At 73.8% G+C, this 25,049-nt stretch carries 23 protein-coding genes and 1 pseudogene; 11 read left to right on the plus strand and 13 right to left on the minus strand.

Going from position 1 to position 25,049, the window contains the following annotated elements; translation table 11 throughout:
- Positions 1 to 30: 30 nt before the first annotated feature.
- The 6 genes and pseudogenes from ABC795_RS09390 to ABC795_RS09415 form a co-directional block, all read right to left on the minus strand.
- On the minus strand, positions 31 to 201 hold the full coding sequence (locus tag ABC795_RS09390; protein WP_347056914.1) for a phosphoenolpyruvate hydrolase family protein: 171 nt from the start codon (positions 199 to 201) through the stop codon (positions 31 to 33).
- A 5-nt stretch (positions 202 to 206) separates the two neighbouring features.
- Positions 207 to 311, minus strand: a pseudogene (locus ABC795_RS09395) (hypothetical protein); the annotation flags it as partial.
- Positions 308 to 727, minus strand: coding sequence for a phosphoenolpyruvate hydrolase family protein (locus ABC795_RS09400; protein ID WP_347056915.1), 420 nt, complete (start codon positions 725 to 727; stop codon positions 308 to 310). The gene ABC795_RS09400 and the pseudogene ABC795_RS09395, both read right to left, overlap by 4 nt.
- A gap of 449 nt (positions 728 to 1,176) precedes the next feature.
- Positions 1,177 to 1,395: a hypothetical protein gene (locus ABC795_RS09405; protein ID WP_347056916.1), complete on the minus strand. Its 219-nt coding sequence runs from the start codon at positions 1,393 to 1,395 to the stop codon at positions 1,177 to 1,179.
- A gap of 177 nt (positions 1,396 to 1,572) precedes the next feature.
- Positions 1,573 to 2,739: an MFS transporter gene (locus ABC795_RS09410; RefSeq protein WP_347056917.1), complete on the minus strand. Its 1,167-nt coding sequence runs from the start codon at positions 2,737 to 2,739 to the stop codon at positions 1,573 to 1,575.
- The gene (locus ABC795_RS09415) at positions 2,697 to 3,017 is read right to left on the minus strand and encodes a hypothetical protein (RefSeq protein WP_347056918.1); all 321 of its coding nucleotides are present in this window, start codon (positions 3,015 to 3,017) and stop codon (positions 2,697 to 2,699) included. The genes ABC795_RS09410 and ABC795_RS09415 overlap by 43 nt, the downstream gene beginning before the upstream one ends.
- 166 nt (positions 3,018 to 3,183) lie before the next feature.
- Here ABC795_RS09415 and ABC795_RS09420 point away from each other — a divergent pair, with 166 nt between their 5' ends.
- Together ABC795_RS09420 and ABC795_RS09425 are read left to right on the plus strand one after the other, a co-directional pair.
- Complete coding sequence (locus ABC795_RS09420) at positions 3,184 to 4,698, plus strand: NAD(P)/FAD-dependent oxidoreductase (protein WP_347056919.1); 1,515 nt, start codon at positions 3,184 to 3,186, stop codon at positions 4,696 to 4,698.
- Positions 4,699 to 4,774: 76 nt separating this feature from the next.
- Positions 4,775 to 5,596 carry an alpha/beta fold hydrolase gene (locus tag ABC795_RS09425; RefSeq protein WP_347056920.1) on the plus strand — a complete coding sequence of 274 codons (822 nt, stop codon included), beginning with the start codon at positions 4,775 to 4,777 and terminating at the stop codon, positions 5,594 to 5,596.
- A 41-nt stretch (positions 5,597 to 5,637) separates the two neighbouring features.
- On the opposite strand, the gene ABC795_RS09430 is transcribed toward ABC795_RS09425, so the two are convergent.
- Positions 5,638 to 5,814 carry a hypothetical protein gene (locus tag ABC795_RS09430; RefSeq protein ID WP_347056921.1) on the minus strand — a complete coding sequence of 59 codons (177 nt, stop codon included), beginning with the start codon at positions 5,812 to 5,814 and terminating at the stop codon, positions 5,638 to 5,640.
- A 220-nt stretch (positions 5,815 to 6,034) separates the two neighbouring features.
- On the opposite strand from ABC795_RS09430, the gene ABC795_RS09435 reads away from it, so the two are divergent.
- Positions 6,035 to 6,325: a hypothetical protein gene (locus tag ABC795_RS09435; RefSeq protein ID WP_347056922.1), complete on the plus strand. Its 291-nt coding sequence runs from the start codon at positions 6,035 to 6,037 to the stop codon at positions 6,323 to 6,325.
- Positions 6,319 to 6,489 carry a hypothetical protein gene (locus ABC795_RS09440; RefSeq protein WP_347056923.1) on the plus strand — a complete coding sequence of 57 codons (171 nt, stop codon included), beginning with the start codon at positions 6,319 to 6,321 and terminating at the stop codon, positions 6,487 to 6,489. Before ABC795_RS09435 ends, ABC795_RS09440 begins: the two co-directional genes overlap by 7 nt.
- A 26-nt stretch (positions 6,490 to 6,515) precedes the next feature.
- Here the strand turns inward: ABC795_RS09440 and ABC795_RS09445 are convergent, their stop codons facing one another.
- Positions 6,516 to 8,339, minus strand: coding sequence for an NAD(P)/FAD-dependent oxidoreductase (locus ABC795_RS09445; protein WP_347056924.1), 1,824 nt, complete (start codon positions 8,337 to 8,339; stop codon positions 6,516 to 6,518).
- 132 nt (positions 8,340 to 8,471) lie between these two features.
- Here ABC795_RS09445 and ABC795_RS09450 point away from each other — a divergent pair, with 132 nt between their 5' ends.
- Entirely contained in the window at positions 8,472 to 9,695 is a 1,224-nt protein-coding gene (locus ABC795_RS09450) for a transcriptional regulator (RefSeq protein WP_347056925.1), read from the plus strand.
- Positions 9,696 to 9,833: 138 nt separating this feature from the next.
- Here the strand turns inward: ABC795_RS09450 and ABC795_RS09455 are convergent, their stop codons facing one another.
- On the minus strand, positions 9,834 to 10,460 hold the full coding sequence (locus ABC795_RS09455; protein WP_347056926.1) for a class I SAM-dependent methyltransferase: 627 nt from the start codon (positions 10,458 to 10,460) through the stop codon (positions 9,834 to 9,836).
- Between the two features lie 82 nt (positions 10,461 to 10,542).
- On the minus strand, positions 10,543 to 12,120 hold the full coding sequence (locus ABC795_RS09460; RefSeq protein ID WP_347060703.1) for a phospholipase D-like domain-containing protein: 1,578 nt from the start codon (positions 12,118 to 12,120) through the stop codon (positions 10,543 to 10,545).
- Positions 12,121 to 12,237: 117 nt separating this feature from the next.
- On the opposite strand from ABC795_RS09460, the gene ABC795_RS09465 reads away from it, so the two are divergent.
- A complete protein-coding gene (locus ABC795_RS09465; RefSeq protein ID WP_347056927.1) occupies positions 12,238 to 13,236 on the plus strand; it encodes a YihY/virulence factor BrkB family protein in 999 nt (332 codons plus the stop codon).
- Positions 13,237 to 13,294: 58 nt separating this feature from the next.
- On the opposite strand, the gene ABC795_RS09470 is transcribed toward ABC795_RS09465, so the two are convergent.
- Positions 13,295 to 14,659: a TrpB-like pyridoxal phosphate-dependent enzyme gene (locus ABC795_RS09470; RefSeq protein ID WP_347056928.1), complete on the minus strand. Its 1,365-nt coding sequence runs from the start codon at positions 14,657 to 14,659 to the stop codon at positions 13,295 to 13,297.
- A 196-nt stretch (positions 14,660 to 14,855) separates the two neighbouring features.
- Positions 14,856 to 15,920 (minus strand): AraC family transcriptional regulator, encoded by a 1,065-nt coding sequence (locus ABC795_RS09475; RefSeq protein ID WP_347056929.1) that lies wholly within the window; start codon positions 15,918 to 15,920, stop codon positions 14,856 to 14,858.
- 64 nt (positions 15,921 to 15,984) lie between these two features.
- On the opposite strand from ABC795_RS09475, the gene ABC795_RS09480 reads away from it, so the two are divergent.
- Together ABC795_RS09480 and ABC795_RS09485 are read left to right on the plus strand one after the other, a co-directional pair.
- Positions 15,985 to 17,484 carry an NAD(P)/FAD-dependent oxidoreductase gene (locus ABC795_RS09480; protein WP_347056930.1) on the plus strand — a complete coding sequence of 500 codons (1,500 nt, stop codon included), beginning with the start codon at positions 15,985 to 15,987 and terminating at the stop codon, positions 17,482 to 17,484.
- Positions 17,485 to 17,555: 71 nt separating this feature from the next.
- A complete protein-coding gene (locus tag ABC795_RS09485; RefSeq protein WP_347056931.1) occupies positions 17,556 to 18,491 on the plus strand; it encodes an alpha/beta hydrolase in 936 nt (311 codons plus the stop codon).
- A gap of 880 nt (positions 18,492 to 19,371) precedes the next feature.
- Here the strand turns inward: ABC795_RS09485 and ABC795_RS09490 are convergent.
- Positions 19,372 to 21,972, minus strand: coding sequence for a SpoIIE family protein phosphatase (locus ABC795_RS09490; protein WP_347060704.1), 2,601 nt, complete (start codon positions 21,970 to 21,972; stop codon positions 19,372 to 19,374).
- Between the two features lie 150 nt (positions 21,973 to 22,122).
- On the opposite strand from ABC795_RS09490, the gene ABC795_RS09495 reads away from it, so the two are divergent.
- The 3 genes from ABC795_RS09495 (at position 22,123) to ABC795_RS09505 (ending at position 25,040) form a co-directional block, all read left to right on the plus strand.
- The gene (locus ABC795_RS09495; RefSeq protein WP_347056932.1) at positions 22,123 to 22,392 is read left to right on the plus strand and encodes an isochorismatase family protein; all 270 of its coding nucleotides are present in this window, start codon (positions 22,123 to 22,125) and stop codon (positions 22,390 to 22,392) included.
- A 120-nt stretch (positions 22,393 to 22,512) separates the two neighbouring features.
- Positions 22,513 to 23,520 carry an acetamidase/formamidase family protein gene (locus tag ABC795_RS09500; protein ID WP_347056933.1) on the plus strand — a complete coding sequence of 336 codons (1,008 nt, stop codon included), beginning with the start codon at positions 22,513 to 22,515 and terminating at the stop codon, positions 23,518 to 23,520.
- A complete protein-coding gene (locus tag ABC795_RS09505; protein ID WP_347056934.1) occupies positions 23,517 to 25,040 on the plus strand; it encodes an AtzH-like domain-containing protein in 1,524 nt (507 codons plus the stop codon). Before ABC795_RS09500 ends, ABC795_RS09505 begins: the two co-directional genes overlap by 4 nt.
- Positions 25,041 to 25,049 lie beyond the last annotated feature (9 nt).

Genomic DNA, 25,049 nt, shown 5'->3' on the forward strand with positions numbered 1-25,049 from the left:
GCGAGAGCTCCCACCTCGGGACGGCGAGGGTCAGCGGGCGATGTCGATGGCCTTGAACGCCTCGGTCTGGGTACGGATGGCGATCTCGGTGGGCAGCCGTTCAATCGAGGATGCACCGAAGAAGCCGACCACGCCCTCGGTGCGCTGCAGGACGTAGGCGCGTCGTCGGGCTCGGCGATGCGGCCGCCGTGGCAGAGGCACAGGATGTCCGGGTTGACCCGCTTGGCCGCGTCGGCCATCGCCTGCACCCGTGCGACGGACTCGTCCAGGGTGAGTGCGGTGGCCGCGCCGATCGAGCCCTTCGTGGTCAAGCCCAGGTGCGGAACGAGGATGTCGGCCCGGCGGCGGCCATGCTGCGGGCCTGGTCCTCGTCGAACACGTACGGCGCGGTGAACAAGTCCTTCTCGTTGGCGAGGCGGATCATGTCGACCTCCAGGCCGAAACCCATGCCGGTCTCCTCGAGGTTGGCCCGGAAGACGCCGTCGATGAGGCCCACGGTCGGGAAGTTCTGGACGCCGGTGAACCCGAGGCGCTTGAGGTCGTCGAGGAACGGCCCCATCAGCCGAAACGGATCGGTGCCGTTGACGCCGGCCAGGACTGGGGTGTCCTGGACGATGGGCAGCACCTCGCTGGCCATGTCCACGACGATGGCGTTGGCGTCGCCGTAGGCCATCAGCCCGGCCAGCGAGCCGCGGCCGGCCATCCGGAACCGCCCCGAGTTGTACATGATCAGCAGGTCGATGCCGCCGGCCTCCCGGACTTCGCCGAGATCCCGGTCCCGGCTCCGCCGCCGATGATCGGTCGGCCGGCGGCGACCTGGGCGGCGAAACGGGCGCGTGCGGTACTGCGGTCCGTGTCAGCTCTCCTTCGGTTGGCGACGAGGTCCTGGCAGGCGTCGGCCGCCGCGGCGGAGCCGGGGCGGTGATGGCCTCGTCGCGTCTGGGACGGCACGGGTCTGTCCCGCCGGGGCGGACGGCGTCGGAACAGGCCGCCGTCGACGTGGACGCACTCACGTCGGGCAGCGGGATGACGGCCGCCCTGCCCCCGTCGCCGCGGCGAGCTCAACGGCGATCCCCGTGCCCGGCTCCGCCATCCCGCCCGGGTGGTACGCGTCGGGGTCACACCGGGCGTGCAGTGACCGACGGTCCTGACCTGCTGGGGACCGGAACCTGCGGATCAGGACCGCGTCGCGTCCTCGGCGGCGACCAGCCATGCGCGCGCCGACGGGTAGTCCTCTGCCACGCCGAGAACCCGGTACCCGCTCCGCGTCCGCTCCAGCAGCAGCCAGGCGTCGTCGAAGGCCTCGACGACCGTGTCGTCGCAGCGGTCCGGCAGCCCGTGGGGAAAGCGGGCCGAACGGATCTCGCGTTGGAAGGGAGGCGGGGTCGCGGACATCGGTCCAGCCGGGATAGGGGTCGATGCGGTACTCCGCCACCCGCTCGCTGGACACGAGTGCCTGGCCGGTCCGCACTCTCGGGGCGGAAGCCGATTCTGCCCCCGGACCGCACTCCCCGTCAGCCTTCCGCGCATGCGGAGCCGGATCGGGTCACGGGTCGCGGCGGCCCCCGGTGCTCAGGCCCGGCCGACGCTGAGCACCGTCAGGTAGGCCGCCAGCCCCAGGACCAGGCATCCGGCGACGACCGGTGTGTAGGACCCCGAGGCGTCCACGGCCGTACCGGCGAGCGGAGCGCCCAGGGCCGAGCCGAGCCCGGCGCTCGTGTAGAGCACCCCCAGCAGCCCACCCAGGCGGGTGGTGCCGAAGCGCTCGGCGACGACGGCGGGACCGATGGCCACGAAGCCGCCGTAGCCGACGCCGAGCACGACCGCGAAGGCGAGCAGCATCCCGTAGCCGCCCCCCACGCCCCACAGCGCGAAGCTAAGGCCCATGGTCAGGAAGCACCCCTGGAAGGCCCGCAACGCACCGGTCCGCCCCGCCACCAGTCCGAGCAGCAGCCGGCCCGCGATGCTCGCCGCGCCGATCACCCCGACCAGGGCCGCCGCCGCGACCCGGTCGGCGCCCTGCTGCGCGGCGTACCCGGGCAGGTGCACGAAAGGCACGAACAGGGCGACGGACAGGAGGCCCGACGCCAGGTACAGCCTCCGGTAGTCGCGGTTGCGCACGGCCTCGCGCAGCGTCAGCGCCGCGGGGCCGCCCTCCACCGGTGGGCGCTCGACGACCACGGCACAGAGCACGAGCACCAGCGCGCCGGTCAGGCCCAGAACGAGGTGGGTGCTGCGCCACCCCAGCTCACCGATCAGCGCGGCCGCCAGCGGGGCCACGGCGAGCGTGCCCAGGCCGATGCCCGTCACCGCCACCCCGACGGCGAAGGTGCGGCGCTGCTCGAACCACCCGCTGACGACGGCCACCATCGGCACGTAGGCGCAGCCCACCCCGATGCCGACCCCCAAGCCGTAGGTGAGCAGGCCGATCCACAGCTCCCCGGCCACCGACGTCGCGGCGAGCCCGGCACCGAGGGCGACGGCGCCGACCAGCAGCACCCGCCGGGGGCCGTAGCGGTCCACCGCGACGCCGCTGAGCGCACCCAGGCCGAAGTACGTGAGCGAGGTCAGGGCGAAGAAGGCCGACGTCGTGCCGCGACCGGAGCCGAACTCCTCCGCCATGGGACCGAGGAACGCGCCGAACGAGTAGGCGATCCCGAACGTGACGAACATGCCCGCGAACCCGGCGGCGACCATCACCCAGCTACGGACCGAGTCGACCGCTGCCGCAGGGCGCATGCCGGAGGACGATACGAGATCGACCGGCGCGTTGGACCGAGGCGCCAGGGACCGAACCGCAGGACGACCACCTCCGAGCTCCGCGACGGCGGGTCCTCGTCGAACTGGCTCTCCACCAGGAGCAGCCGCCCGCGGGCGACGTCCGCGGTGGTGCGCACGCGATCGGGGTCGGTGGGCACCTCGGCGATCGGCTCGGCCGCCGTGTCGCCGCCGTCCAGCGGCAGGTAGGTGAGGACGCGCAGGAAGTCGGGGACGGCGACGAGCGTGCTGCCCTGCACGACGAGCCCGTCGGCCGAGGGGAGACCGACGCCCCCCCGTACCGACGTGGGTGGGTGCCGCAGTCACCGAGCCCTGCACCACGCTCGCGCCGGAATCACTCCGCAGACGCCGGCACGTGGGTAACGTCTGTGGCTCACGTCACAGCTCCGCAGTGGAGGTCGATCCATGACCGCGACCGAACAGCGAACCGCCCCGGAGCGGCACGGCGCCGCGTCCCCGCCGGAACACGTCGACGTCCTCATCGTGGGGGCCGGGGTCTCCGGCATCGGGGCCGCGCACCACCTGCAGGAGCGCTTCCCGGAGCGGTCCTTCGTGCTCCTGGACGCGCAGGATGCCCGCGGCGGCACCTGGTGGACGCACCGGTACCCGGGCGTGCGCTCCGACAGCGACCTGTTCACCTACGGCTACCGCTTCAAGCCCTGGCGAGGTCCCTCCATCGCAGCGGGCGAGGAGATCCTGAACTATCTGGACGAGGTCATCGCCGAGGACGACCTCGCCACGCACATCCGCTACCTGCACCGGGTGACCGCGGCCAGCTGGTCGAGCGAGGACCGCCGGTGGACGGTGCAGGTCACCCGCTTGGACACCGGGGAGGAACTGCAGTTCACCACGGGCTTTCTGTGGATGTGCCAGGGCTACTACAACCACACCGAGCCCTACCAGCCGCGCTGGGAGGGCATGGACCGGTTCGAGGGCCTGGTCGTGCACCCGCAGCAGTGGCCCGACGACCTGGATCTCAGCGGTAAGCGCGTCGTCGTCATCGGCTCCGGTTCCACCGCCGCGACACTGATCCCCGCGATCGCGCAGCAGGCGGACCACGTGACCATGCTGCAGCGGTCCCCGTCGTACTTCTTCGCCCCGCCGCTGACCCACGAGCTCGCGGTGACGCTGCGCCAGCTGGACATCCCGGAGGAGTGGACCCACGAGATCATGCGTCGCGCCTACACCGCCCAGCTCAACGAGCTGGCGAGGCTGGCGCACGAGGCGCCCGACGAGCTGCACACGTTCCTCATGGAGTCGATGAAGCCGCTGCTCCCGGAGGGCTTCGACGTCGAGAAGCACTTCACCCCGCGCTACCGCCCGTGGCAGCAGCGGATCGCATTCGTCCCCGACGGCGACCTGTTCGCGGCGCTCCGGGAGGGGAAGGCCTCGATCGTCACCGACACCATCGACACCTTCACCGAGAAGGGCATCCGGGTCAGCTCCGGTGAGGAGCTCGAGGCCGACGTCGTCGTCACCGCCACGGGGTTCAACCTGTCGGTCCTCGGCGACGTCGCGTTCACCGTGGACGGCGAGGCGGTGGACTTCCCCGAACGCGTCACGTGGCGCGGCGTGATGATCAGCGGCATCCCCAACATGGCCTACATGTTCGGCTACTTCCGGCACAGCTGGACGCTGCGCGTCGACCTGGTCAGCGACCTCGTGATCCGGTTGATGGAGAAGATGGAGCTCGAGGACGCGACCATGGTCGTCCCGACGCTGCGCGACGAGGACGCCGGCATGCAACTGCGCCCGTGGTCGGACCCGGAGGACTTCAACGCCGGCTACGTCATGCGCTCGCAGCACGTGCTGTTCAAGCAGGGCGACCGCGAGCCCTGGACCCACATGCTGGAGCACGCGGCCGAGATGGAGATCCTGCCGAAGGCCGACCTCGACGACGGGTCGCTCGTCTACCGCTGACGCCGGTCCCCCATCCCCCGAACCTCCCCGCCGGGCGCCGTGCCCGGGGGGCCCAGTCGCTCAGTGAGGAGCCACCATGCCGCAGACGCCCGTCCGGACCGGGGTCACCCTGAACTACGAGATCACCGGGGAGGGTGATCCTCTGCTGCTGATCATGGGAACGTCGGGATCGATCCCGCTGTGGGTCGAGATGATCCCGCGGCTGGCCGAGCAGTACCGGGTGATCGCCTTCGACAACCGCGGGCTCGGCGGGAGCGAGCGCGGCGACGGCGCGATCTCCGTGGGGTCCCTGGCCGAGGACGCCTCGGCGCTGCTCACCGCCCTCGACGTCCCCCGGGCGCACGTCATGGGGTGGTCGCTCGGCTCCGCCGTCCTGCAGGAGCTGGCGCTCGCGCACCCGGAACAGGTCGCCACCGCGGTCATGTACGCCAGCTGGGGGCGGTGCGACGGTTTCCAGCGTTCCGTCCTGTCGGCTCTGCGGTACCCCTACGTCCACCGCGACATGGAGACGGCGCTGGCCACCGCCGGGCTGGCCTTCTCGCCGCAGCTGCTCGACCACCCGGACTTCGCGGCGATGCTGGAGCCGATGCTGCCGGCGTTCCCGCAGACGGACGAGCAGATGCAGGTGACGGTCGAGCAGTGGGACGCCGACCTGGCGCACGACACCCTCGACCGCCTCGGCGACATCACCGCCCCCACCCTGGTGATCGTGGGCGAGCAGGATCTCCTCACCCCACCCTGGCAGGCGAAGGCCGTGGCCGACGCCATCCCGGGCGCGCAGTTCGAGCTGCTGACCGGGCCCGGGTCGAGCCACGGCGTGCACATCGAGCGCCCCGAGGACCTGGCGCGACTCGTGACCGGGTTCCTCAGTCGGCACACCTTGCTGCAGTCGAGCTGATCCTCCGGACCGTCCCGCCCCGGGCCTGGGTGCCGGAACGGTCACGGGGTCACGGCGGGCGGGCCGCCGGCCGCCCCGATGATCCCGTCCTCGACCAGCTCGCTGGGCCGGGGAGCGCTGACCGGCAGCGGCGCGGACTCCCAGCGCGCGGAGACGACCAGGATTGCCTTCGGCCTGGGCAGGGAGCCGGGGCACACCGGTGCAGGGGGTGCAGCCACCCCGTGCCCTGGGAAGAGCGGGGCCACCGCCGTGGGACAGGGGCAGCGTCACGCCCGGTCGGGTGGAGCTGTGCCGGTCAGGCATCCGTCCGGATCGACGAGCTGCCCGATCCGCGTGGCGATTCGTGCAGCTGGCGCACCCGACTGCTGGTCAGCGGGTCGAACGCCAGGCCGGAGGCACAGATGCCGTCCGCCCGTCCGGGCGCGGCAGGATGGCCGCATGACCACCCGGCCGACGTCCTCCCGAGGAGTCGAGGCGGCGGTCACCGGAGCGGTGACCGGCTTGTACTACGCCACCCCCGACTTCATCCCCTCCCGCCGGGCCCGCGGCTGGGCGAAGGCCGGGCTCGTCGCCGCCTCCGTCGCAGCCGCCATCCCAGGCGCCCGGGCGGCGCGGGCCACCGCGCGCGAGGCCCGGGAGGAGGGCAGCGCAACCTCCCTCCCGCAGGCGTTCCGTGCGCTGACCACCGGGCGAAGGTCGTCGCCCTCGCGTTACTGGCCGCCGTGCTGACCTGCTCGGTCGCCGGGGTGGTGGCCGCCGAACGGCGGGCCCTCCGCCACGGGCAGGCGCGGGCGGCTGCGGGCCGGCGGCTCGCGCACACCGGCCCGGCGCTGCTGTACGGCGCGCTGGCGGGCGCGCTCCGACTGGTGCCGGCGCCGCCCGGCACGGCCTGACGCCCGCGAGTGGCCAGGCGCCGCGGTCACCGCAGGTGGTGCACCTCCTGGAGGCCGTGGACCGGCGTCGGGATCCCCTCGTACCGGGCCTTGAGCTGCAGGGCGAGGTAGAGCGAGTAGTGCCGCGACTGGTGCAGGTTGCCGCCGTGGAACCACAGCGCCTCCTGCTGGGTGGGCTTCCACATGTTGCGCTGCTCGCCCTCCCACGGACCCGGATCCTTGGTGGTGTCCGAGCCCAGGCCCCACACCTTGCCGACCCGGTCCGCCACCTCCTGGCTGATCAGGTCCGCCGCCCAGCCGTTCATCGACCCGTAGCCAGTGGCGTAGACGACCAGGTCGGCCGGGAGCTCGGTACCGTCCTCCAGGACGACGGCGTCCTCGGTCAGGTGGTCGACCTGCCCGTGCACCAGGCGCACCTGCCCGTCGGCCACCAGCTCCGCGGCACCGACGTCGATGTAGTAGCCGGAGCCGCGGCGCAGGTACTTCATGAACAGGCCGGACCCGTCCTCACCCCAGTCCAGCCAGAAGCCCGCCTTCTCCAGCCGGTCGTAGAAGTCCGCGTCGCGCTCCCGCATCTGCTCGTACAGCGGGATCTGGAACTCGTGCATGATCCGGTACGGCAGCGAGGCGAACGTCAGGTCCGCCTTCTCCGTGGCCACCCCGGCGGCGACGGCCTCCTCCGAGTAGAGGGCACCGAGGCCGATCTCCATGAGGCTGTCGCTCTTGACGATGTGCGTCGAGGAGCGCTGCACCATCGTGACGTCGACGCCGTGCTCCCACAGGGCCCCGCAGATGTCGAACGCGGAGTTGTTGCTGCCGATCACCACCACCCGCTTGCTGGCGTAGGCGTCGGGCCCGGGGTGCTGGGAGGAGTGCTGCTGGTCGCCGCGGAAGACGTCCTGCCCGGGGATGACCGGCACGTGGGGCTTGCCGGACATCCCGGTGGCGAGGACGACGTGCCGCGGTCGCAGGGTCAGCGGCTTGCCCTCGCGCTCCACCTCGACGGTCCACTCCCCCGCCTCCGGCGAGTACGACGCCGACAGCGCCACGGTGCTCGACCAGTACGGGATCTCCATCACCCGTGTGTAGGACTCGAGCCAGTCGCCGATCTTGTCCTTGGGCGCGAACACCGGCCAGTTGTCCGGGAACGGCAGGTAGGGCAGGTGGTCGTACCAGACGGGGTCGTGCAGGCACAACGACTTGTACCGGCCCCGCCACTGGTCGCCCGGTCGCGGGTGCTTGTCGACCACCAGGCTCGGGACGCCGAGCTGGCGCAGCCGGGCGCCGAGCGCGATGCCGCCCTGCCCGCCACCGACGACCAGCACGTACGGCTGCGTGGCGACGCCCAGCTCGGCCGCCTCACGTTCGCGGCGCTCCAGCCAGGTCTCCCGGCCGCGGTGGATCCCGTGCTCGGCACCCGGAGGACGACGGGGACCACGCGGCTCCTCGTGCCCCTTCAGCTCGTGCATCGTGGTCAGGAACGTCCACGCCTTCGGGACGCCGTCCTCCTCGACCAGGCGCACCAGCCCCTTGCCTCGCCCCACGGCGGTCTCGAAGGTGAACCACGCGGTGGTGACGCCGTCGGCCTCCTCGGGCGGCTCCGACACCGCGAAGCACGACGGGTCGGTGCGCTCGAGCGTCGCCGTCAGCAGGTCGGTGACCCCGGCCGGGTCCTCGGCGGTCGTGATGTTCCAGCTGAAGGCGATCAGGTCGCGCCAGAAGCTGGTGGCGGCGAACATGCCCGCCGCGCGGGCGACGTCGCGGGCAGTCAGCGCCTCGTCGAAGTCGGCGAGCCAGCGCTCCGCGCGTTGCGCCGGGGCCTGCGTGGTCGTGTCGAGGGTCTGGGTCATGCGGGCTGCCTCCTGCGGACACCGGTCGGCGTGATGTGATGTGCAGCACAGCGCCTGGAGGCCCTCGGCGGAAGCGTTGCAGCGTGTTGCGCGCAGCCGGCCCGGGCGGGAGGCCCGAGCTGGAGGTGGGACGTGACCGGCTACTCGGCGATCACCCCCGGCACCGACCTGTCGCAGCACGCCCGGGTGCTGGTGCGGGTGCACGACGCGGTGATCGGGGGCGGCCGTCCGCCCGTGCGTCCCCGCGGCGTCGTCGCCCGCTCGTGGTCGCGCGTCCTCGGCCTGGGGCTCGACCCGTCCCGCACGAACGCCCGCGAGCCGCTGCTGCCCACCGAGGTGGAGCGGCGACGCCGGTGCTCACCCCTGCTGCCGGTGATCGGGGAGCTCCGGGAGGTCCTCGGCAGCGTCGCCGACGCCTCGGCGTTCCTCATGGTCGTCACCGACGCCGACGGAGTCATCCTCTGGCGGGAGGGATCGCCCCGGGTGCGGCTGCGCGCCGACGCCCTGGGCTTCACCGAGGGCGCCCGGTGGACCGAGGGCACGGCGGGCACCAACGCCATCGGGACGGCGCTGGCCGAGGCGGCTCCGGTGCAGCTGTTCTCCGCCGAGCACTTCGAGCAGGCGCAGCACCCCTGGTACTGCACCGCCGCCCCGATCCACCACCCCGTCAGCGGCGAGCTGCTGGGAGTCGTCGACGTCAGCGGGCCCGCCCTGACCCTGCACCCGGTCATCGGAGCGCTCGTCGACACCGCCGTCAGGCTGGCCGAGTCCCAGCTGTGGCGGCACCACGAGCAGCGGCTGGAGCGGTTGCGCCGGTCGGCCCGGGGCCTGCTGGCCACGGTCTCCGGCCCGCTGCTGCTGGTCGACGACCACGGCTGGGTCGCCCACCGGTCGGGCATCGCGGCGCGCGACCGGGTCGCGGTCCCGCGCGACGGCACGTTGATCGCCGTCCCCGGCCTCGGGCTGTGCGCGCCGGAACGGGTCGGCGAGGGCTGGCTGGTCCGGCCGCGCGAGGCCGCGGACGACGTCGTCGCCGAGCTGGACCTGACCGGTGCGCCCGTGCTCCGGCTCCGGTCCCGTGGTGAACCGTGGGTGACCCCGCTGACCCGGCGGCACGCCGATCTCCTGCTCCTGCTGCGGCACGCCGGCCGGCCGGGGCTGAGCGCCGCCCGGCTGAGCGCGGCCCTGTTCGGCGACGAGGAGCACTGCGTCACCGTCCGGGCCGAGATCTCCCGGCTCCGGAAGGTGATCGGTGGCCTGGTGACCAGCAATCCCTACCGGCTGGCTGCCGGCGTCACGCTCTCCGTCGTCCGGCCCGACGAGGCGACTGCGGTGCCGGGGCCGGGGCCGGGGTAGGGAGAGCCGGATCCGCGACGGCCGGGTTCCCCGGGCCGACGGTCACCGGCGGTGCCGGCGCACCGCCCCGGCCGCCGGCATCGTCAGCACCGCCGCCCACACCGTGGGCAGCGACCTGCGCGGGCTGCGCCGCCGGAGTCACGTCCGGGTCGCGACGAGGGCCGTCCAGCAACCGGCGAGCCGGTTCTCCTGGGCGGCCACGGTCAGCCCCGCCTCCTGGCAGGCCGCCGCCAGTCCGGACGGGGTGGGCCGATCGGCGTCGGCCGGGTGGAAGGCGACCGCGCGCAGCAGGCGGCTGTCGACGAACCGCGCGGTCATCTCGCAGGAGAAGAACCGGCCGCCCGGTCGCAGCACCCGCGCCGCTTCGCGGACCACGTCACGCCAGGCCTCGGCGTGGTGCAGCACGTGGTAGGCGAAGACCGCGTCGTAGGACGCCTCCGCCGCGGGAAGGGCGGTGGCGTCACCCTCGCGCACGTCGACCCGCCCGCCGAGGTCGGCGAGGGCCGCCCGGCTCGCCGACACGCTGGCGGGATGCCGGTCGATGCCCTCGGCACGGTCGGCGCCGAAGACGTCGACGGCGAGCCGCAGGCCGGTGCCCCGCCGCCCGGTACCCAGCTCGAGGACGGTGCCGCCGGTCACCTCCCCGCCGAGGCGCCGCAGGATGGCCGCCTCCCCGCGGCGCTGCACGAACGCCCGGGGCCGGGAGTCGACCCACAGGCGGGTGGCATCGACGTACGTGGGTGGAACCGAGGGCCTGTCGCGCACCGTGCGGTCGTGCCCCTCGGGGGCTGGGCGAAACGGGACGATGACGAGCCGGCGCGGGTGGTCGCGCAGCACGCGCGCGGGCTCAGGAGCGCACCCGGTTCCGCGGCCTCCGGCGGCGGGCGAAGAACCGCTCGATCCGGCGCCACCGGTTCGGCGTCTTCTCCGGGTCCATGACCTCCGACTCGGCGAGCGCCCGGTCGGCCGGACCGAGCTCGGGCGGCTCGAAGGGGATCAGCGAGCGGCCGGTCGGCCGGCGCAGCCGCTCGATGCCCTGGACGAGCGACCCGGTGTGGGCGACCGCGGCGGCGACCTCGTCCGGGGTGCAGCCGAGGTGCTCGGCCAGCAGTCGGTCCCGGAAGCCGACGATGGTCTCGGCGAGCCGGTCGGCCCCCGGCCGTCCCGCCGCCGCCTCGATCGCCAGGTCGCACTCGGTGTCCAGGCCCATCGACCGGTTGTTCACGTTGCTGGAGCCGATGCGCAGCAGCCGGTCGTCGACCACGGTCACCTTGGCGTGCACGTAGATGTGCTCGCGCTGCTCCGTCACGGGCGTGTAGAGCCTGAACCGGTCGTGGACGTCGGCCTCGCGGAGGTCCTCCAGGATCGCGGCCCGGGCCGTGCCCATCGCCTTCTCCGAGAGCCAGCCGTCGGCGGTCCAGGGGTTGACCACGACCACATCGGGGCCGTCGGGCTCGCGCAGCCGCTCCGCGATCGCCTCGGCGATCCGGCGGCTGGCGAAGTACTGGCTCTCCACGTACAGCGCGCGGCGGGCCGCGGCGACGACCGCCAGCCACAGCAGCTCGATCTCGTGCACCAGGGGCGTTCCGGCGTGCTCGGGCCGGGTGCGGGAGATCGCGACGTCGACGTCGGTGAGGAGGGGTTCCACCTCCTCGGGCCAGCACGCCCGATCCTCGTCCAGGGGCTCGAGCCGTTCCCCGGTGCCGCTCTCCCACCGTTCCCGGGCGAGCTCGGCGACCGCGCGGGCGGCGGGCCCGGTCATGATGCTGGTCGCGTCGTGCCACGGCCCGGTGGGCCGGCCCGGGCCGCGACCGTTGGCCGGCCGGCGCCGGTGCGGGTTGCCGTCGGCGTGCTGGGAGGTGTCCCAGCGGTCGGCGGTGATGTCGATGCCCCCGGCGAAGGCCAGGCAGTCGTCGATGACCACGATCTTCTGGTGGTGGGCTCCGCCGACCGGGTGGTGGGTGTCCACGGCGAAGGTGAGCCGGTCGGGAGTGCGCCGGTCGAGGAGCACGATCGGCGCCAGGCCGCGCCCGAGCGCGCGCAGCATGCCCAGATCCCACTGCAGGACACCGATCTCCAGCCGGGGGTTCTGCTCCACCGCCCGTTCCAGCACGGCGCCGAGCCGGTCGTCCTCCGGCGGACCGCCGTCCAGCGGGTCGAGCTGGATCCGGGGGTCGAAGTCCCAGCCGATGAACAGCACCCGCCGCTGGGCGCGGAGCACGGCCCGTTTCACGGTGGCGAAGTAGTCGGCCGCGTCGACGAAGATCGCGAACCGGGTGGCCCGCTCGATCCGCCAGCAGGTCTCACCGGGGATCAGCAGCGGCGCCCCCTGCTCGGGGCGCCCGTCGTCGGTGGCCCGGTCGAGGCCGGGCAGCGCGGTCTCCGGATCCGTGTCGGGCTCCGTCGTCGACTCTGCCCCGTCCATCACACGGGCAGTCTGCCCGCCGGCGTGGGCGGAGCCAACGCCCGACCCTTCCGGGCGTGCCTCGCGGGCCGCGCCGAGCGGTGTTGCGGTCGGTCGGCGCCGCGGGTGTGATGAGCCATGACCTCGGCCGGGGGGAACGGCGGTGAGGGTCCGGCCTCCGCGGGTGAGTGCGGTCCCCGGTCCAAGGGCGCCACCTCCCCCGGCGCCCTGTCGGCCGACGCCTGGCGCTCCGTCCTCCGGCGCGTCGTCCGGCACGTGGTCAGCGATCGGCTCATGGTCCAGAGCGCCGGGGTCGCCTTCTTCGCCCTCCTGTCGATCGCGCCGGTGTTGGTCACGGCGATCTCCGTCTACGGGGCCGTGCACACCCCGGAGCAGGCGCTGGCGCAGCTCTCGGACGTCACCGAGATGCTGCCCAGCGAGCTGCAGCCGATGGTGGCCGACCAGCTCACCACCATCACGACCGCCTCGACGCAGGTGCTCACCTGGCGCGGGCTGGCCGGGCTGGTCGTGGCGCTGTGGACCGCGACGACCGCCATGACCTACCTCGTCGACGGGCTGACGCTGGCCTACCACGAGACCGAGACGCGCAGCTTCCTGCGCCGCGGCGGGCTCGCCCTCCTCCTCGTGCTCGGCAGCGCCGTCCTCCTCGGCGCGGTGATCGCCGGATCGGGTGCCGTCTCGCGGTGGCTCGCCGGAGCGCCGGGGCCGGTCCGAGCCGGCGCACCGGCGCTCACCTGGGGAGTCCTCGCGCTGCTCATGGCCGTGGTGCTCGCCATCCTGTACCGGTTCGGCCCCGACCGGAAGCAGGCCCGATGGCGGTGGATCTCCACCGGCTCGGCGATCGCGACGCTGCTGTGGCTGGCCGTCACCTTCGGACTGTTCGCCTATGTGGAGCAGCTGGGGAGCTACCGGGCGACGTACGGGTCCCTCGCCGGGGTCGCGATCAGCATGCTGTGGCTCTGGGCGACCGTCTTCCTCGTCATCGTCGGCGCCGCGATCAACGCCGAGACCGAGCGCCAGACCACCTGCGACTCCACGGTGGGGCCGGAGCGGCCGCTGGGCGAACGGGGCGCCGTCGTGGCCGACAGCGCCCCGCCCTACCCGGGGGACGGATGACCCGCCCGAGCCGCCCGGCCGGTGGGAGGCCACGCGCTCTCCGGTCGGGCGGCCGCCGTCAGAACGGCTGGTCGCCGGCTGCCGAGGTGCGCCTCCCGGTGAGGTGCTCGGCGTAGGCGGGCAGGTCCAGCTGACCGTTGCCGGAGAGCCCGATCACCAGGGCGCCCTCCTCCCCCGTGCCCGCACGGCGGCGCGCCTCGGTGACCGCCGCGGCGATCGCGTGGCACGACTCCGGCGCCGGCACCAGGCCCTCGGTCCGGGCGAAGAGCACTCCGGCGTCGAAGGCCTCCGCCTGCTCGACCGCCTGCGCGGTGATCAGCCCGAGCTCGACCGCGTGGCTGACCATCGGGGCCATGGCGTGGTATCGGAGGCCGCCGGCGTGGATCGGGTCGGGCACGAAGTCGCGGCCCAGGGTGTGCATCTTCATCAGCGGGGTCAACCCGGCCACGTCGCCGTGGTCGTACTCGTAGCGGCCCTGCGTCAGCGACGGGCACGCAGCGGGTTCCACCGCCACCACGCGGGTTCCGGTGCGGCCGGCGAGCCGCTCCCGGAGGAAGGGGAAGGCCAGCCCGGCGAGGTTGGACCCACCCCCGGCACAGCCGAAGACGAGGTCGGCCTGCTCCTCGCCGAACATCCCGAGCTGGCGCAGGGCCTCCTCGCCGATGACGGTCTGGTGCAGCAGCACGTGGTTGAGCACGCTGCCCAGCGCGTAGCGGGCCTCGGGGTCGGGCACCGCCGACTCCACCGCCTCGCTGACCGCCATGCCGAGGCTGCCGGTGGTGTCGGGGAAGCGCTGCCGGAAGCCACGCCCGGACTCGGTCAGCTCCGACGGGCTGGAGTGCACCACCCCGCCGTAGGTCTCCATGAGCATCCGGCGGTAGGGCTTGCCGTCGTAGGAGGCCCGGACCTGCCACACCTCGCACTCCAGCCCGAACATCGTGCAGGCCAGGGAGAGGGCACTGCCCCACTGGCCGGCGCCGGTCTCCGTCGTCAACCGGCGGACGCCTTCCGCGGCGTTGTAGTACGCCTGCGCGACGGCGGTGTTCGGCTTGTGGCTGCCGACCGGGCTGACCCCCTCGTACTTGTAGTAGATGCGCGCCGGCGTACCCAGCGCCCGCTCGAGGCGGTGCGCCCGGTACAGCGGTGAGGGCCGCCACAGCCGGTACACCTCGCGGACCGGCTCGGGGATGGGGACGAACCGCTCGGTGGTCATCTCCTGCTCGATCAGCGCGGCGGGGAACAGCGGAGCCATGTCCGCCGCCTCGAGCGGCTGCCCGGTGCCCGGGTGCAGGTACGGCGGCATGGGCGCGGGCAGGTCGGCGGCCAGGTTGTACCAGTGGGTGGGCAGGTCCTCGTCGCTCAGCACGGCCTTGGTCATGGGCCGGACGTCGCGGTCGACGCCGGGCACATCGGTGCTCGTCACTGTCCTTCTCCTCGGGATGCGGCCCACCGGCCGCCCGAGGCGAAGCTCCTCGAACCGTCCGGCGGGGGGACGATCCGAGCGCGCGTCAGCGGGCCTCGGTCGTCCTCGACGACCGGGCCCACCAGCACGCGCGACGGCTCACGGGCGCGACTGTAGCGTTCCGCCCCGTCCCCGACGGAACCGCCCGCGCCCGCGCTCAGCGAGCGGCACCGGCACGGGCGGCCTGGGCCCAGCGGCCGGGGCTGAGCCCCTTCCAGCGCCGGAAGGCCTGCACGAAGCTCGACGCCTCCGAGTAGCCGAGCCGCTCGGCGACCTGCTCGACGCTCAGGCCCGCCGTCAGGAGCAGCTCTTCGGCGAGGTGCTCGCGCGTCTGCTCCAGGACGGCGCGGTAGCTCGTCCCCTCGTGGGCGAGGTGGCGACGCAGCGTCCGCACGCTCAGGTGCAGCGCGGCGGCCACCTCGTCCTGCCCGGGCATCCGCCACGGCTCCCGCAGCAGGACGTCGCGCACCCGGCCGCTCGTTCCCGAGCGGGAGTGGCGCCGGTCCAGCACGTCGCGGCACTGTGCCTCGCAGGCCGCCGCCGTCAGGGGAGCCGCGTGGGGCAACGGCTGGTCGAGGAGTTCCGCGTCGAAGGACACGACCGAGCGGGGCGCACCGAACTCGGGGAGCAGGCCGAAGGCCGCCTCGTACGGCGCCGGGTCGGTGGGCGGCGGCAGGGTGAGCGCCACGCGCCGCGGCACCACGCCCCGCCCGAGGGTCTCCCGCCAGATCTGCAGGGCCGCCGACGTGTCCCGGAGCAGCGCGAACCGCCGCACCGGGCCGGGCAGGTCCAGGTCGTCGAAGAAGAGCGCGAGCTCGTCGCGGAACTCCTGCGCGCTGATGCGGGTGAGCGCATAGCTGAGGTCGAGGAAGCGCATGCCGATCTCGTGGCTCTCCCGGATGGTCCGGCTCGACAGGAGCGCGAAGCCCCAGATCCCGTACGTGGTCAGCCGGTAGCGCGCCCCGGCCTGGAGCGCGGCGGTCTCGGGCAGCCGGGCGGCGAGCGTCCCGATGAGCCGGGCCTCCTGGACGGCGGTGATCTCGGCCCCGGGGTCGCCCAGCGCCGACGCGGGGATCCCGGTGCCCTCAAGTGCCTCCTGGGTGCGGAACCCGTGCTCGGCCGCGAGCGCGCACAGCAGCGCGACGCTGCCCGTACCGCGTACGGCAGCGTGTCCAGGATTGGCCGGATATCTCAACCCGTGACCGGTCGTGTCATGGCTCACAACGTGCCAGACGTCCTAGCGTTCGGGCCGTGACGTGCATCACTACTCCGTGGGGGGCCTGGGCATGACGGTGTTGGCAGAGACCGAGCGATCGGCGACGGCGACCGAGCACGTCGACGTGCTCATCGTGGGAGCCGGCATCTCGGGGATCGGTGCGGCGCACCACCTGCGGGAGCGGTTCCCCGACAGGTCGTTCGTCCTCCTCGATGCGCTGGAGGCCCGGGGGGGCACGTGGTGGACCCACCGGTACCCCGGGGTTCGATCCGACAGCGACCTGTTCACCTTCGGCTACAAGTTCAAGCCGTGGCGGGGGGCGTCGATCGCGACGTCCGAGGAAATCCTCCGCTACCTCGACGAGGTCATCGACGAAGAGGACCTGGCCGGCCGCATCCGCTACCGGCACCGGGTCACGACCGCGAGCTGGTCCTCGGCGGAGCGCCGTTGGACCGTCCAGGTGACCCGGGAGGACACCGGTGAGGAGCTGCGCCTCACCACCGACTTCCTGTGGATGTGCCAGGGCTACTACGACCACGCCCAGCCCTACCGGCCGCAGTGGGCGGGCCTCGACCGCTTCGGCGGCGAGGTCGTGCACCCCCAGCAGTGGCCCGACGACCTGGACCACGCCGGCAAGCGCGTGGTCGTCATCGGCTCCGGCGCGACGGCGGCGACCCTCGTCCCGGCCATCGCGGAGACCGCCGACCACGTCACGATGCTCCAGCGGTCGCCGACCTTCTTCTTCGCCCGGCCCCGGACCCACGAGCTGGCCGACACGCTGCGGTCGCTCGGCATCCCCGACGAGTGGACGCACGAGATCCTGCGCCGTGCCTACATCGCGGAGGGCGACGAGATCACCCGGCTGTCCTTCGAGTCCCCCGACGAGCTGCGGGCCATGCTGATGGAGGCCATGATCCCGTTGCTGCCCGAGGGCTTCGACGTCGAGAAGCACTTCAGCCCGAGCTACCGGCCCTGGCAGCAGCGCCTCGCCGTCGTACCCGACGGCGACCTGTTCACGGCCCTGCGCGAGGGGAAGGCGTCGGTCGTCACCGACACGATCGAGACCTTCACCGAGACCGGCATCCGGCTGGCCTCCGGTGAGGAGCTCGAGGCCGACGTCGTGGTCACCGCCACGGGCTTCGACCTGAGCCTCTTCGGCGGGATCGCGTTCACCGTCGACGGCGAGGCGGTGGACTTCACCGACCGGGTGACCTGGCGCGGCGTCATGATCAGCGGGGTGCCGAACATGGCCTACGTGTTCGGCTACTTCCGGGCCAGCTGGACCCTGCGGGCGGACCTGGTCAGCGAGCTGGTGTGCCGGCTCCTGGCCCACGCCCAGGAGCGGGGAGCGTCCACGGTGGTCCCGCAGCTGCGCCCCGAGGACGCCGACATGCCCCTGCGGCCGTGGGCCGACCCGGAGAACTTCAACTCCGGCTACGTCATGCGCTCGATGCACCTGATGTTCAAGCAGGGCGACCGCGAGCCGTGGACGCACCTGCTCGAGTACCAGCAGGAGCGGACCGCGCTGCCCGCGGCCGACCTCGACGACGGGACCCTGCGGTACAGCTGAGCCACGCGAGCGAGATACCGGCGGGACGCCCAGCTCCCGCCGTCCACCCCCTTCCAGAAACAGGAGAAACCGTGCCGGTCGACCCGCACATCGCCGCGATGCTCACCATGATGGAGGAGGCCGGGCTGCCCCCCATGTACGCGGGCAGCCCCGAAGCCGGACGGGCGCTGTACCTCCAGCTCACCCACGGCGCCCGCACCCCCGAGCAGCTGGTCCCCGTGGCCGGTACCGAGGACCGCACCGTGCCCGGCGCCACGGGGGACCTGAAGGCCCGCGTCTACCGGCCGGAGGGTGAGGGCCCCTTCCCGACCGTCGTCTTCTTCCACGGCGGCGGCTGGGTGATCGGCGACCTCGACACCCACGACAACATGGCCCGGCACATCTGCCGGGGCAGCCGCGCGGTCGTCATCGCGATCGACTACCGGCTCGCCCCCGAGCACCCCTTCCCCGCCGCGGCCGAGGATGCGGTCGCCGCCGCCCGCTGGGTCGCCGGTTCCCTGGACGAGCTGGGCGGGGACCAGCGCCTGGCGCTCGCCGGCGACAGCGCGGGTGGCAACCTGGCCGCGGTCGTCGCCCAGGTGCTGCGGGACGAGGGCACCCCGTTGGCCGGGCAGCTCCTCATCTACCCCGCGGTCGACGCCGAGGGCGACTACCCGTCGCGCGTGGAGAACGCCAAGGGGTACTTCCTCGAGAAGGACACGATGGACTGGTTCTACGGGCACTACGCCGGGGCCTGGGACGACGCGAAGGATCCGCGACTGTCGCCGCTGCACGGCTCGGACCTCTCCGGGTTGCCGCCGGCGGTCGTCGTGACAGCGGAGTACGACCCGCTGCGCGACGAGGGCGAGGCCTACGGCGAGGCGCTGCGGGCCGCGGGCGTCGAGGCCCACGTCCAGCGGTACGACGGCCTGATCCACGGGTTCTTCGACATGGGGACCATCTCCCCCGCTGCCCAGCGCGCGATCGAGGAGAGCTGCGAGCGGTTCGGCCGGCTGCTCCACCGCTGACCGGCACCGGGGGGCGGGCAGGGCGCGCCCGCCCCCCGGTGTGCGGGAGCCCGGGCGAGGACGACGAGCCCCGGCGTCCTGGTGGACTCGGCGGTCCCCCTCCGTCGACGCGTGCCCGGAGCGGTGCTGCCCGGCCGCCCCCCAGAACTGGGGGTCCGAAGACCCCACGCACGCGTGTGCCGCCCCACCCCTCGGGGACGCGGTGCTCCTCCGGTCACGGGCCGCCGGCCCGGCGCCGCGGTCACGCTGCCCTCGGCCGGCCCGGTGTCCATCCCGAGCGCCGCCCCGCCGGCGACCGTGACCGTCGAGGACGCCGCCGGCACCACGGCCGTCCTGCCGGTGACCGTCCTGGGCGGGGGTGCGACCCCGGGCGGCTCCTCCGGCGGCGGCACCGCGCCCGATGCCGGCACGCCGCCCGGCCAACCGACCGGCGTCGTGGCCACGGTGGAGGACGGGCACACCACGGTGACCTGGGCCGCCGCCGACCGGTCGGCCACCGCTCGGGCGAGCCCGCCCCGACGGTCTGATGGCGACGAACAGAGGGCCCGGCACCGGTTGGTGCCGGGCCCTCGGTGCCGTGCAGTCACCGACCACCACGCGTTCGCGGGGCGTCACCACGGGCGCTGCACACCCGGCGGCGATGCTGGTGACCTGTGCCGTCAGGCCGTCAGGTCCGACGACGGCCGCTGAGGCGGCTGAGCAGCCGCTTGAGCAGGTTCGCCTTGATGAGCCCGGAGACGAGTCCCATGCCGGTTCCTCCTTCGGGGGGTGGTGGAAGTCGTCTCTCTACCCAGGAACACGGCCCCCATGTCCGGAGGGGTGGAACGCCGTGCAGCGGTCGCCCGGAAGCGCCGCGCAGGCGACGGCTCCGGACGTGCGGTCAGCCGGTCCGCTCGATGACGCCGGGGGCGTCGGGGATGCGGCTCGGCCGTGCCTCCGGGGGTCGCGGCCGGTCCTGCGGATGCAGTCGGACGGCGATCAGCGCGACGTCGTCGTCGACCGCTCCCGGGAGCATCCGGGTCAGCAGCTCGTCGCAGAGCACGTCGAGGTCCTGCCCGGCCAGATCGCCCAGAGCGTCGGTCAGCCGCTCGAACCCGGCGTCGAGGTCGGCGTCGCGCCGCTCGACCAGCCCGTCGGTGTACAGCACGAGGACGGCGCCCCTGTCGAGTTCCACCTCGTGCTCCGACCGGCGGGCGGAGTCGTCGACCCCCAGCAGCAGGTCCGCCCGCGGGGCGGTCAGCGACCGGACGGTGCCGTCCGCGCCCACCACGACCGGCGGTGGGTGACCGGCGTTGGACCAGCGGATGGTGGTGGCTCCTCGACGGGCCTGCTCGTCGGTCTGCTCGAGGCGGAGGACGACGGCGGTGGCGTTCGTCCGGGTCCGCAGGACCGCCATCGCCTCGTCCACGCGGGTGAGGATCTCCGCCGGCCCGGCATCGGTGGTGACCGCGATCGCCCGCAGCATCGAGCGGACCTGGCCCATCGCGGCGGCCGCCTCGGTGTTGTGCCCGAGCACGTCGCCGATGGTCACGATGGTCGTGCCGCCCGGTTGGCGGAACGCGTCGTACCAGTCGCCGCCGACCTTCGCCGCCTCGGCCGCAGGCGTGTACCGCACCACGATCTGCACGTGGTCGGGCTGGACGGGTGCGGTCAGCAGCGACCGCTGCAGCCCCTCGGACAGCCGGCGCTGCTGGCGGTAGAGCCGCGCGGTGTCCAGAGCGAGCCCGGCGCGGGCGGCGATGTCGGCGGCGATCTGCCGGTCGGCGGCGGCGATCGGCGCACGCGCCGGGCCGCTGAACAGCGTGAGCACGCCGACGGTCCTACCCCGGCCCCGCAGCGGGAAGACGGCGAAGGACTCCGGCGCCAGCCGGTCCAGGTACCGGTGCACCGGCCCGGGCTCGAACACCTCCCGGAGACGTTCGGTGCCCTCGGCGCTGACGGTGACGACCCGGCCGGTGACCAGCGCCTGCCGGAGGTACGACGTCTCACGCAGCGCGCCGATGCGCTCGTGCGCATAACCTTTCACGACGGGGCGGAGCTCCGGTCGGGCGTGCCACCAGCCGACGTCGCGCACGGCACGCCAGCTACCGGCCTGGTCGTCGTCGACGAGGCTGACCAGGCACCAGTCGGCCAGCGACGGGACGACCAGCTGGGCCAGGCGGCCGACTGCCTGCTCGGCGTCCAGCGTGCCGTTGAGCTCGCGGGTGACGTCGCCCAGCAGCTCGCTGCGCTGCTGGGCGCGCACCCGCTCGCTGATGTCCACGAAGTAGAGCGCCAACCCGCCGTGCTCGGGATTGGCACGGACCTCGACCCAGATGTCGAGCGGCTCGGGGTAGTACGCGTCGAACGCGACCACGCGGCCCGTGGCGACCGCCCGCCGGTAGCTGTCCTCGAACTCGCTGCCGACGGTGGCCGGGAACGCCTCCCAGAAGACCCGCCCGACGAGATCCGCCCGCCGGTAGCCGGAGACCCGCTCCGCCTCGGAGTTGACGTACGTGACCCGCCAGTCGGCGTCCATCGCCAGGTAGCCCACGGCCATCGACTCCAGTGCCTGCGCGGCCAGCTCCAGCGACCCCCGCTGCGCGGTGGTGTCGTGCACGACGCCGATCAGCCGTCCGGTCAGCCCCTCCTCTCCACCGACCACCTCGCCGCGGGCCGCGACCCAGCGGGGCGCCCCGCCGGGGACGACGATCCGGTACTCGGCCTCGTAGGTCCCCCCGGTCTCGATGGCTCGCCGCACCCGGGCGACGACGTCCGCAACGTCGTCGGGGTGCACGTGCGCGTAGACGTCCTCGGGCCGGCCGCTGAACCCGGCCCGGTCCATCCCCGACAGCTCCAGCAGGCGGTCGTCGACGTCGAGGTCACCGGTGGCCAGGCCCAACTCGAAGGTGCCGACCTGCCCGGCCTCGAGCGCGAGCAGCCAGCGGGACCTGTCGATGGCGTGCTGGGCGAGCAGCCGCTGGGCCTGACCGGTCGCGCTCCGTGCCACCGCGGCGGCATCCGCCGAGCGCCGTCGCGCACCCCGCAGCTGCAACTCGGAGCTGCACGCATCGGCCAGGTCGGTCAGCACGGCCAGGTCCCGGTCCGACCAGGTGCGCGGCCGGCTGTCGATGGCGCACAGCGACCCGACCACGGCACCGTCGACGTCGGTGAGCGGCACGCCGGCGTAGGCGATCACCGACAGGTCGGGGATGGCCAGGTTGTCGCGAACCAGCGGGTGCGTGCGCGCGTCGGTGATGACCAGCAGCTCCGCCGACCGCACCACGTGCTGGCAGAAGGAGTGGCTCAGCGGCGTGCGGCGGGTGGACTGCCAGGGCTCGGGCAGGCCGAGGGCACCCGCGAACACCTGCTCCTCGGCCGACACCAGGGTCACCAGCGCGACCGGCACGTCCAGCTGCCAGCGGACGAGGCGGGCGAAACGCTCGAACGCGGGATCGGAGTCCGCCGGCAGCGGCGTCCCGGAGGGCAGCGATCCAGTCAGATGTCCTCCCGGAGCAGGGGCACGTGACCGACGACGTCCCGATGGGCCAGCCCCGCGATGCTACTGCTCCTCCCCGCCCTGGTCCGCTGCCCGGACGTCCGCCCATCGCCGGCGGCGGTTCCCGCGGTGGGGCTCCACCGACCATGGGCGATGTGGAAGCCTCGCTGGGGAGCATTCCACCGCACCCCCCTGGACGGGCACCTGCGCGCCCTCGGCGTCAGCACGGTCGTGATCGCCGGCTGCAACTACCCCAACTGCCCCCGCGCGACGGTGTACGGGGCCAGCGAACGCGACTACCGGACGCTGATTGCCGAGGACGCGATCTCCGACCTGAATCGGATGCACCTGGCGGAGGCCGCCCGGATGGGGGTGCTGCACGCGCCGAGCACCGAGATGCTCCGGCGGCTGACGCCAGGGTGACCCGGGGCCGGTCGCAGCGGAACATGGTGGAAACGTCGGGCTCCTAGGTTCCGGCGGGTGTCCCACCCCATGCTGCAGCCCGGGAGCGGTCGGATCCCGGCACCGACGTACCTGCCCTCCATGCCCGAACACGTGCTGTGGGGACGGCTGCCGTGCGAGAAGGACCCACCGGTCCTCACCGTCGACCCCGGCACCGAGATCACCGTCGACACGGTCAGCCACGAGGGCATCCTGGAGGACCAGGGCCGGGACCCGGCTGCGTTCTTCGCCCGCCACGGTGCGACCGGGGTGCTCGAGGACGCCGTCGCCCTGGCGCACAGCGACCACCCGCACCGGTTCGGGGTCGACGGGCCGCACGTGGTCAGTCGGCCGATCGCCGTCGACGGTGCGCGCGTCGGTGACCTGCTGGCGATCACGGTCCTCGATGCCACGCCACGGGCGCCGTACGGCGTCATCTCCAACCGGCACGGCCGGGGCGCCCTGCCGGGCGAGTACCCCCTCGCCGGCGAGCCCCTCTACAGCGCCTTCGCCACCGTCAGCGACGACGCGGCGCACGGCCGGCTGCCGCTGACCGAGGGCGGCGAGCCGGCGGTGCGGTTCCCCCTCGCTCCGTTCCTCGGCATCATGGGCGTCGCCGTGCCGGGCGGCGAGCGACCGCACTCGGTGCCACCCGGTCGCCACGGCGGCAACATCGACATCTCCCTGCTGACGGCGGGGAGCACGCTGTACCTGCCGGTCCAGGTCGACGGGGCACTGGCCTACGTCGGCGATCCGCACTTCGCCCAGGGCGACGGCGAGGTGAGCCTGACCGCGATGGAGGGCAGCCTGCGCGCGACGCTCCGGCTCGACGTGGTCGCCCACGAGGACGCGGTGCGGCGGTTCGGCGAGCTGGCCGCCCCGCTCGCCGAGACGACCGAGCTCCTGGTTCCCACGGGCATGGACGAGGACCTCGACCGCGCCGTCCAGAACTGCGTCCGTGCCGCGATCGCCCTGCTGGAGGCCCGGTTCGGCATGGACCCGCGCCTGGCCTACGCCTACCTCTCCGCGGCCACCGACTTCCGCATCAGCCAGGTGGTCGACGTCGTGAAGGGCGTGCACGCCACCATCCGGAAGGTGGACTTCGCGTGACCGGCCCCGAGCCCGTCCCGTCCGGGCTGCTCGAGGCGTTCGACGCGTACGAGGCCGCGCTCATGGCCGACGACGTCGCGGCCCTCGACCAGCTCTTCGCCCCGGGCCCCGGCACGCTGCGCGCCGACGCCGACGGCGTCCTCGTCGGGCACGGGGAGATCGCCGCGTTCCGCCGCGGCCGCGGCGGGGCGCCGGGGCGCGCCGTCGTCCGGGTCCACGTGCAGGTGATCGACGACGACCACGCGCTCGTCCTGGCGGTCACCGAGCTCGCCCGCGGCGGGCGGGGGGTGCAGACCCAGCTCTGGGCCCGGTCGGCCGGCGTCCCGGAGCACGGCGGCTGGCAGGTGACCGCGGCGCACGTCGCCGTTCCGCCGCCGGTCCTCGACACCCGGATCTGGCGGGTGGTCGGCGATCCGCTCGTCCCGCCGGCGGGCGACGGCCCGCTGACGGGCCAGACCCTCGCGGTCAAGGACCTGTACGCGGTGGCCGGTCACCCGCTCGGCGCCGGCAACCCGGCCCGGCTGGCGCAGGCCCGGCCCGAGCCGCGGCACGCGGACACCGTCGACCGGCTGCTGCGCGCCGGCGCCTCGGTCCGCGGCATCGCCCGCACCGACGAGTTCGCGTACTCGCTGGCCGGGGTCAACCCCCACTACGGCACGCCACCGAACCCCGCGGCACCGGGCCGCCTCCCCGGCGGCTCCTCCAGCGGGAGCGCCAGCGCGGTCGCCCTCGGCCACGCCACCGTCGGCCTGGGCACCGACACCGGCGGATCGATCCGCGTCCCTGCGGCCTACCAGGGGCTGTACGGCATCCGCACCACCCACGGCGCCGTCGACCGGACCGGTCTGCTCCCGCTCGCCCCGGACTTCGACACGGTGGGCTGGCTCACCCGGACGGCGGACGTGCTCCGCGCGGTCGGCGACGTGCTGCTGCCACCCGGGTCGCCCGGGGGCAGCGATCAGCTGGTGTTCGTGCCCGGGCTGGTCGACCTCGCCGGCCCCGAGGTCCGCGACACCGTCCTGGCCTGGGTCGGGACGGCCGGCGCGACCAGGCTCGACCGGTCGCTCGACGACCTCGACGAGTGGCGCGCCGCGTTGCAGACCTGGCAGGCGTCGCAGGCCTGGCGCTCGCACGGGAGGTGGCTCGACGGGAACCTCGACGCGCTGGGGAACGACGTCCGGTCCCGGTTCGAGGTCGCCGCGGCCGTCGACGCGGGCACCGCCGGCCGGGCCCGCGCGGTGCTCGACGAGGCCCGCGGAGTCGTGCGGGAGCTGGTCGGCGACCGGGTGCTCGTGCTGCCCAGCGCGCCCTCGGTGGCGCCGCCGGTGTCGACCGGCGCCACGCTCGAGGAGCGCAACGCCACCATGCGGCTCACCTGCCTGGCGGGGCTGGCCGGCCTGCCGGCCGTCAGCGTCCCCACCCGGACCCCCGACGGGCTCCCCGTCGGCGTCTGCCTCGTGGCCGGCGCCGGGCGCGACCGCGACCTGCTCGACCTGGCCGTCGAGTACACACAACGCTGAAACGGACGC

The organism is Blastococcus sp. HT6-30 (genome assembly GCF_039729015.1).
GTDB lineage: Bacteria > Actinomycetota > Actinomycetes > Mycobacteriales > Geodermatophilaceae > Blastococcus.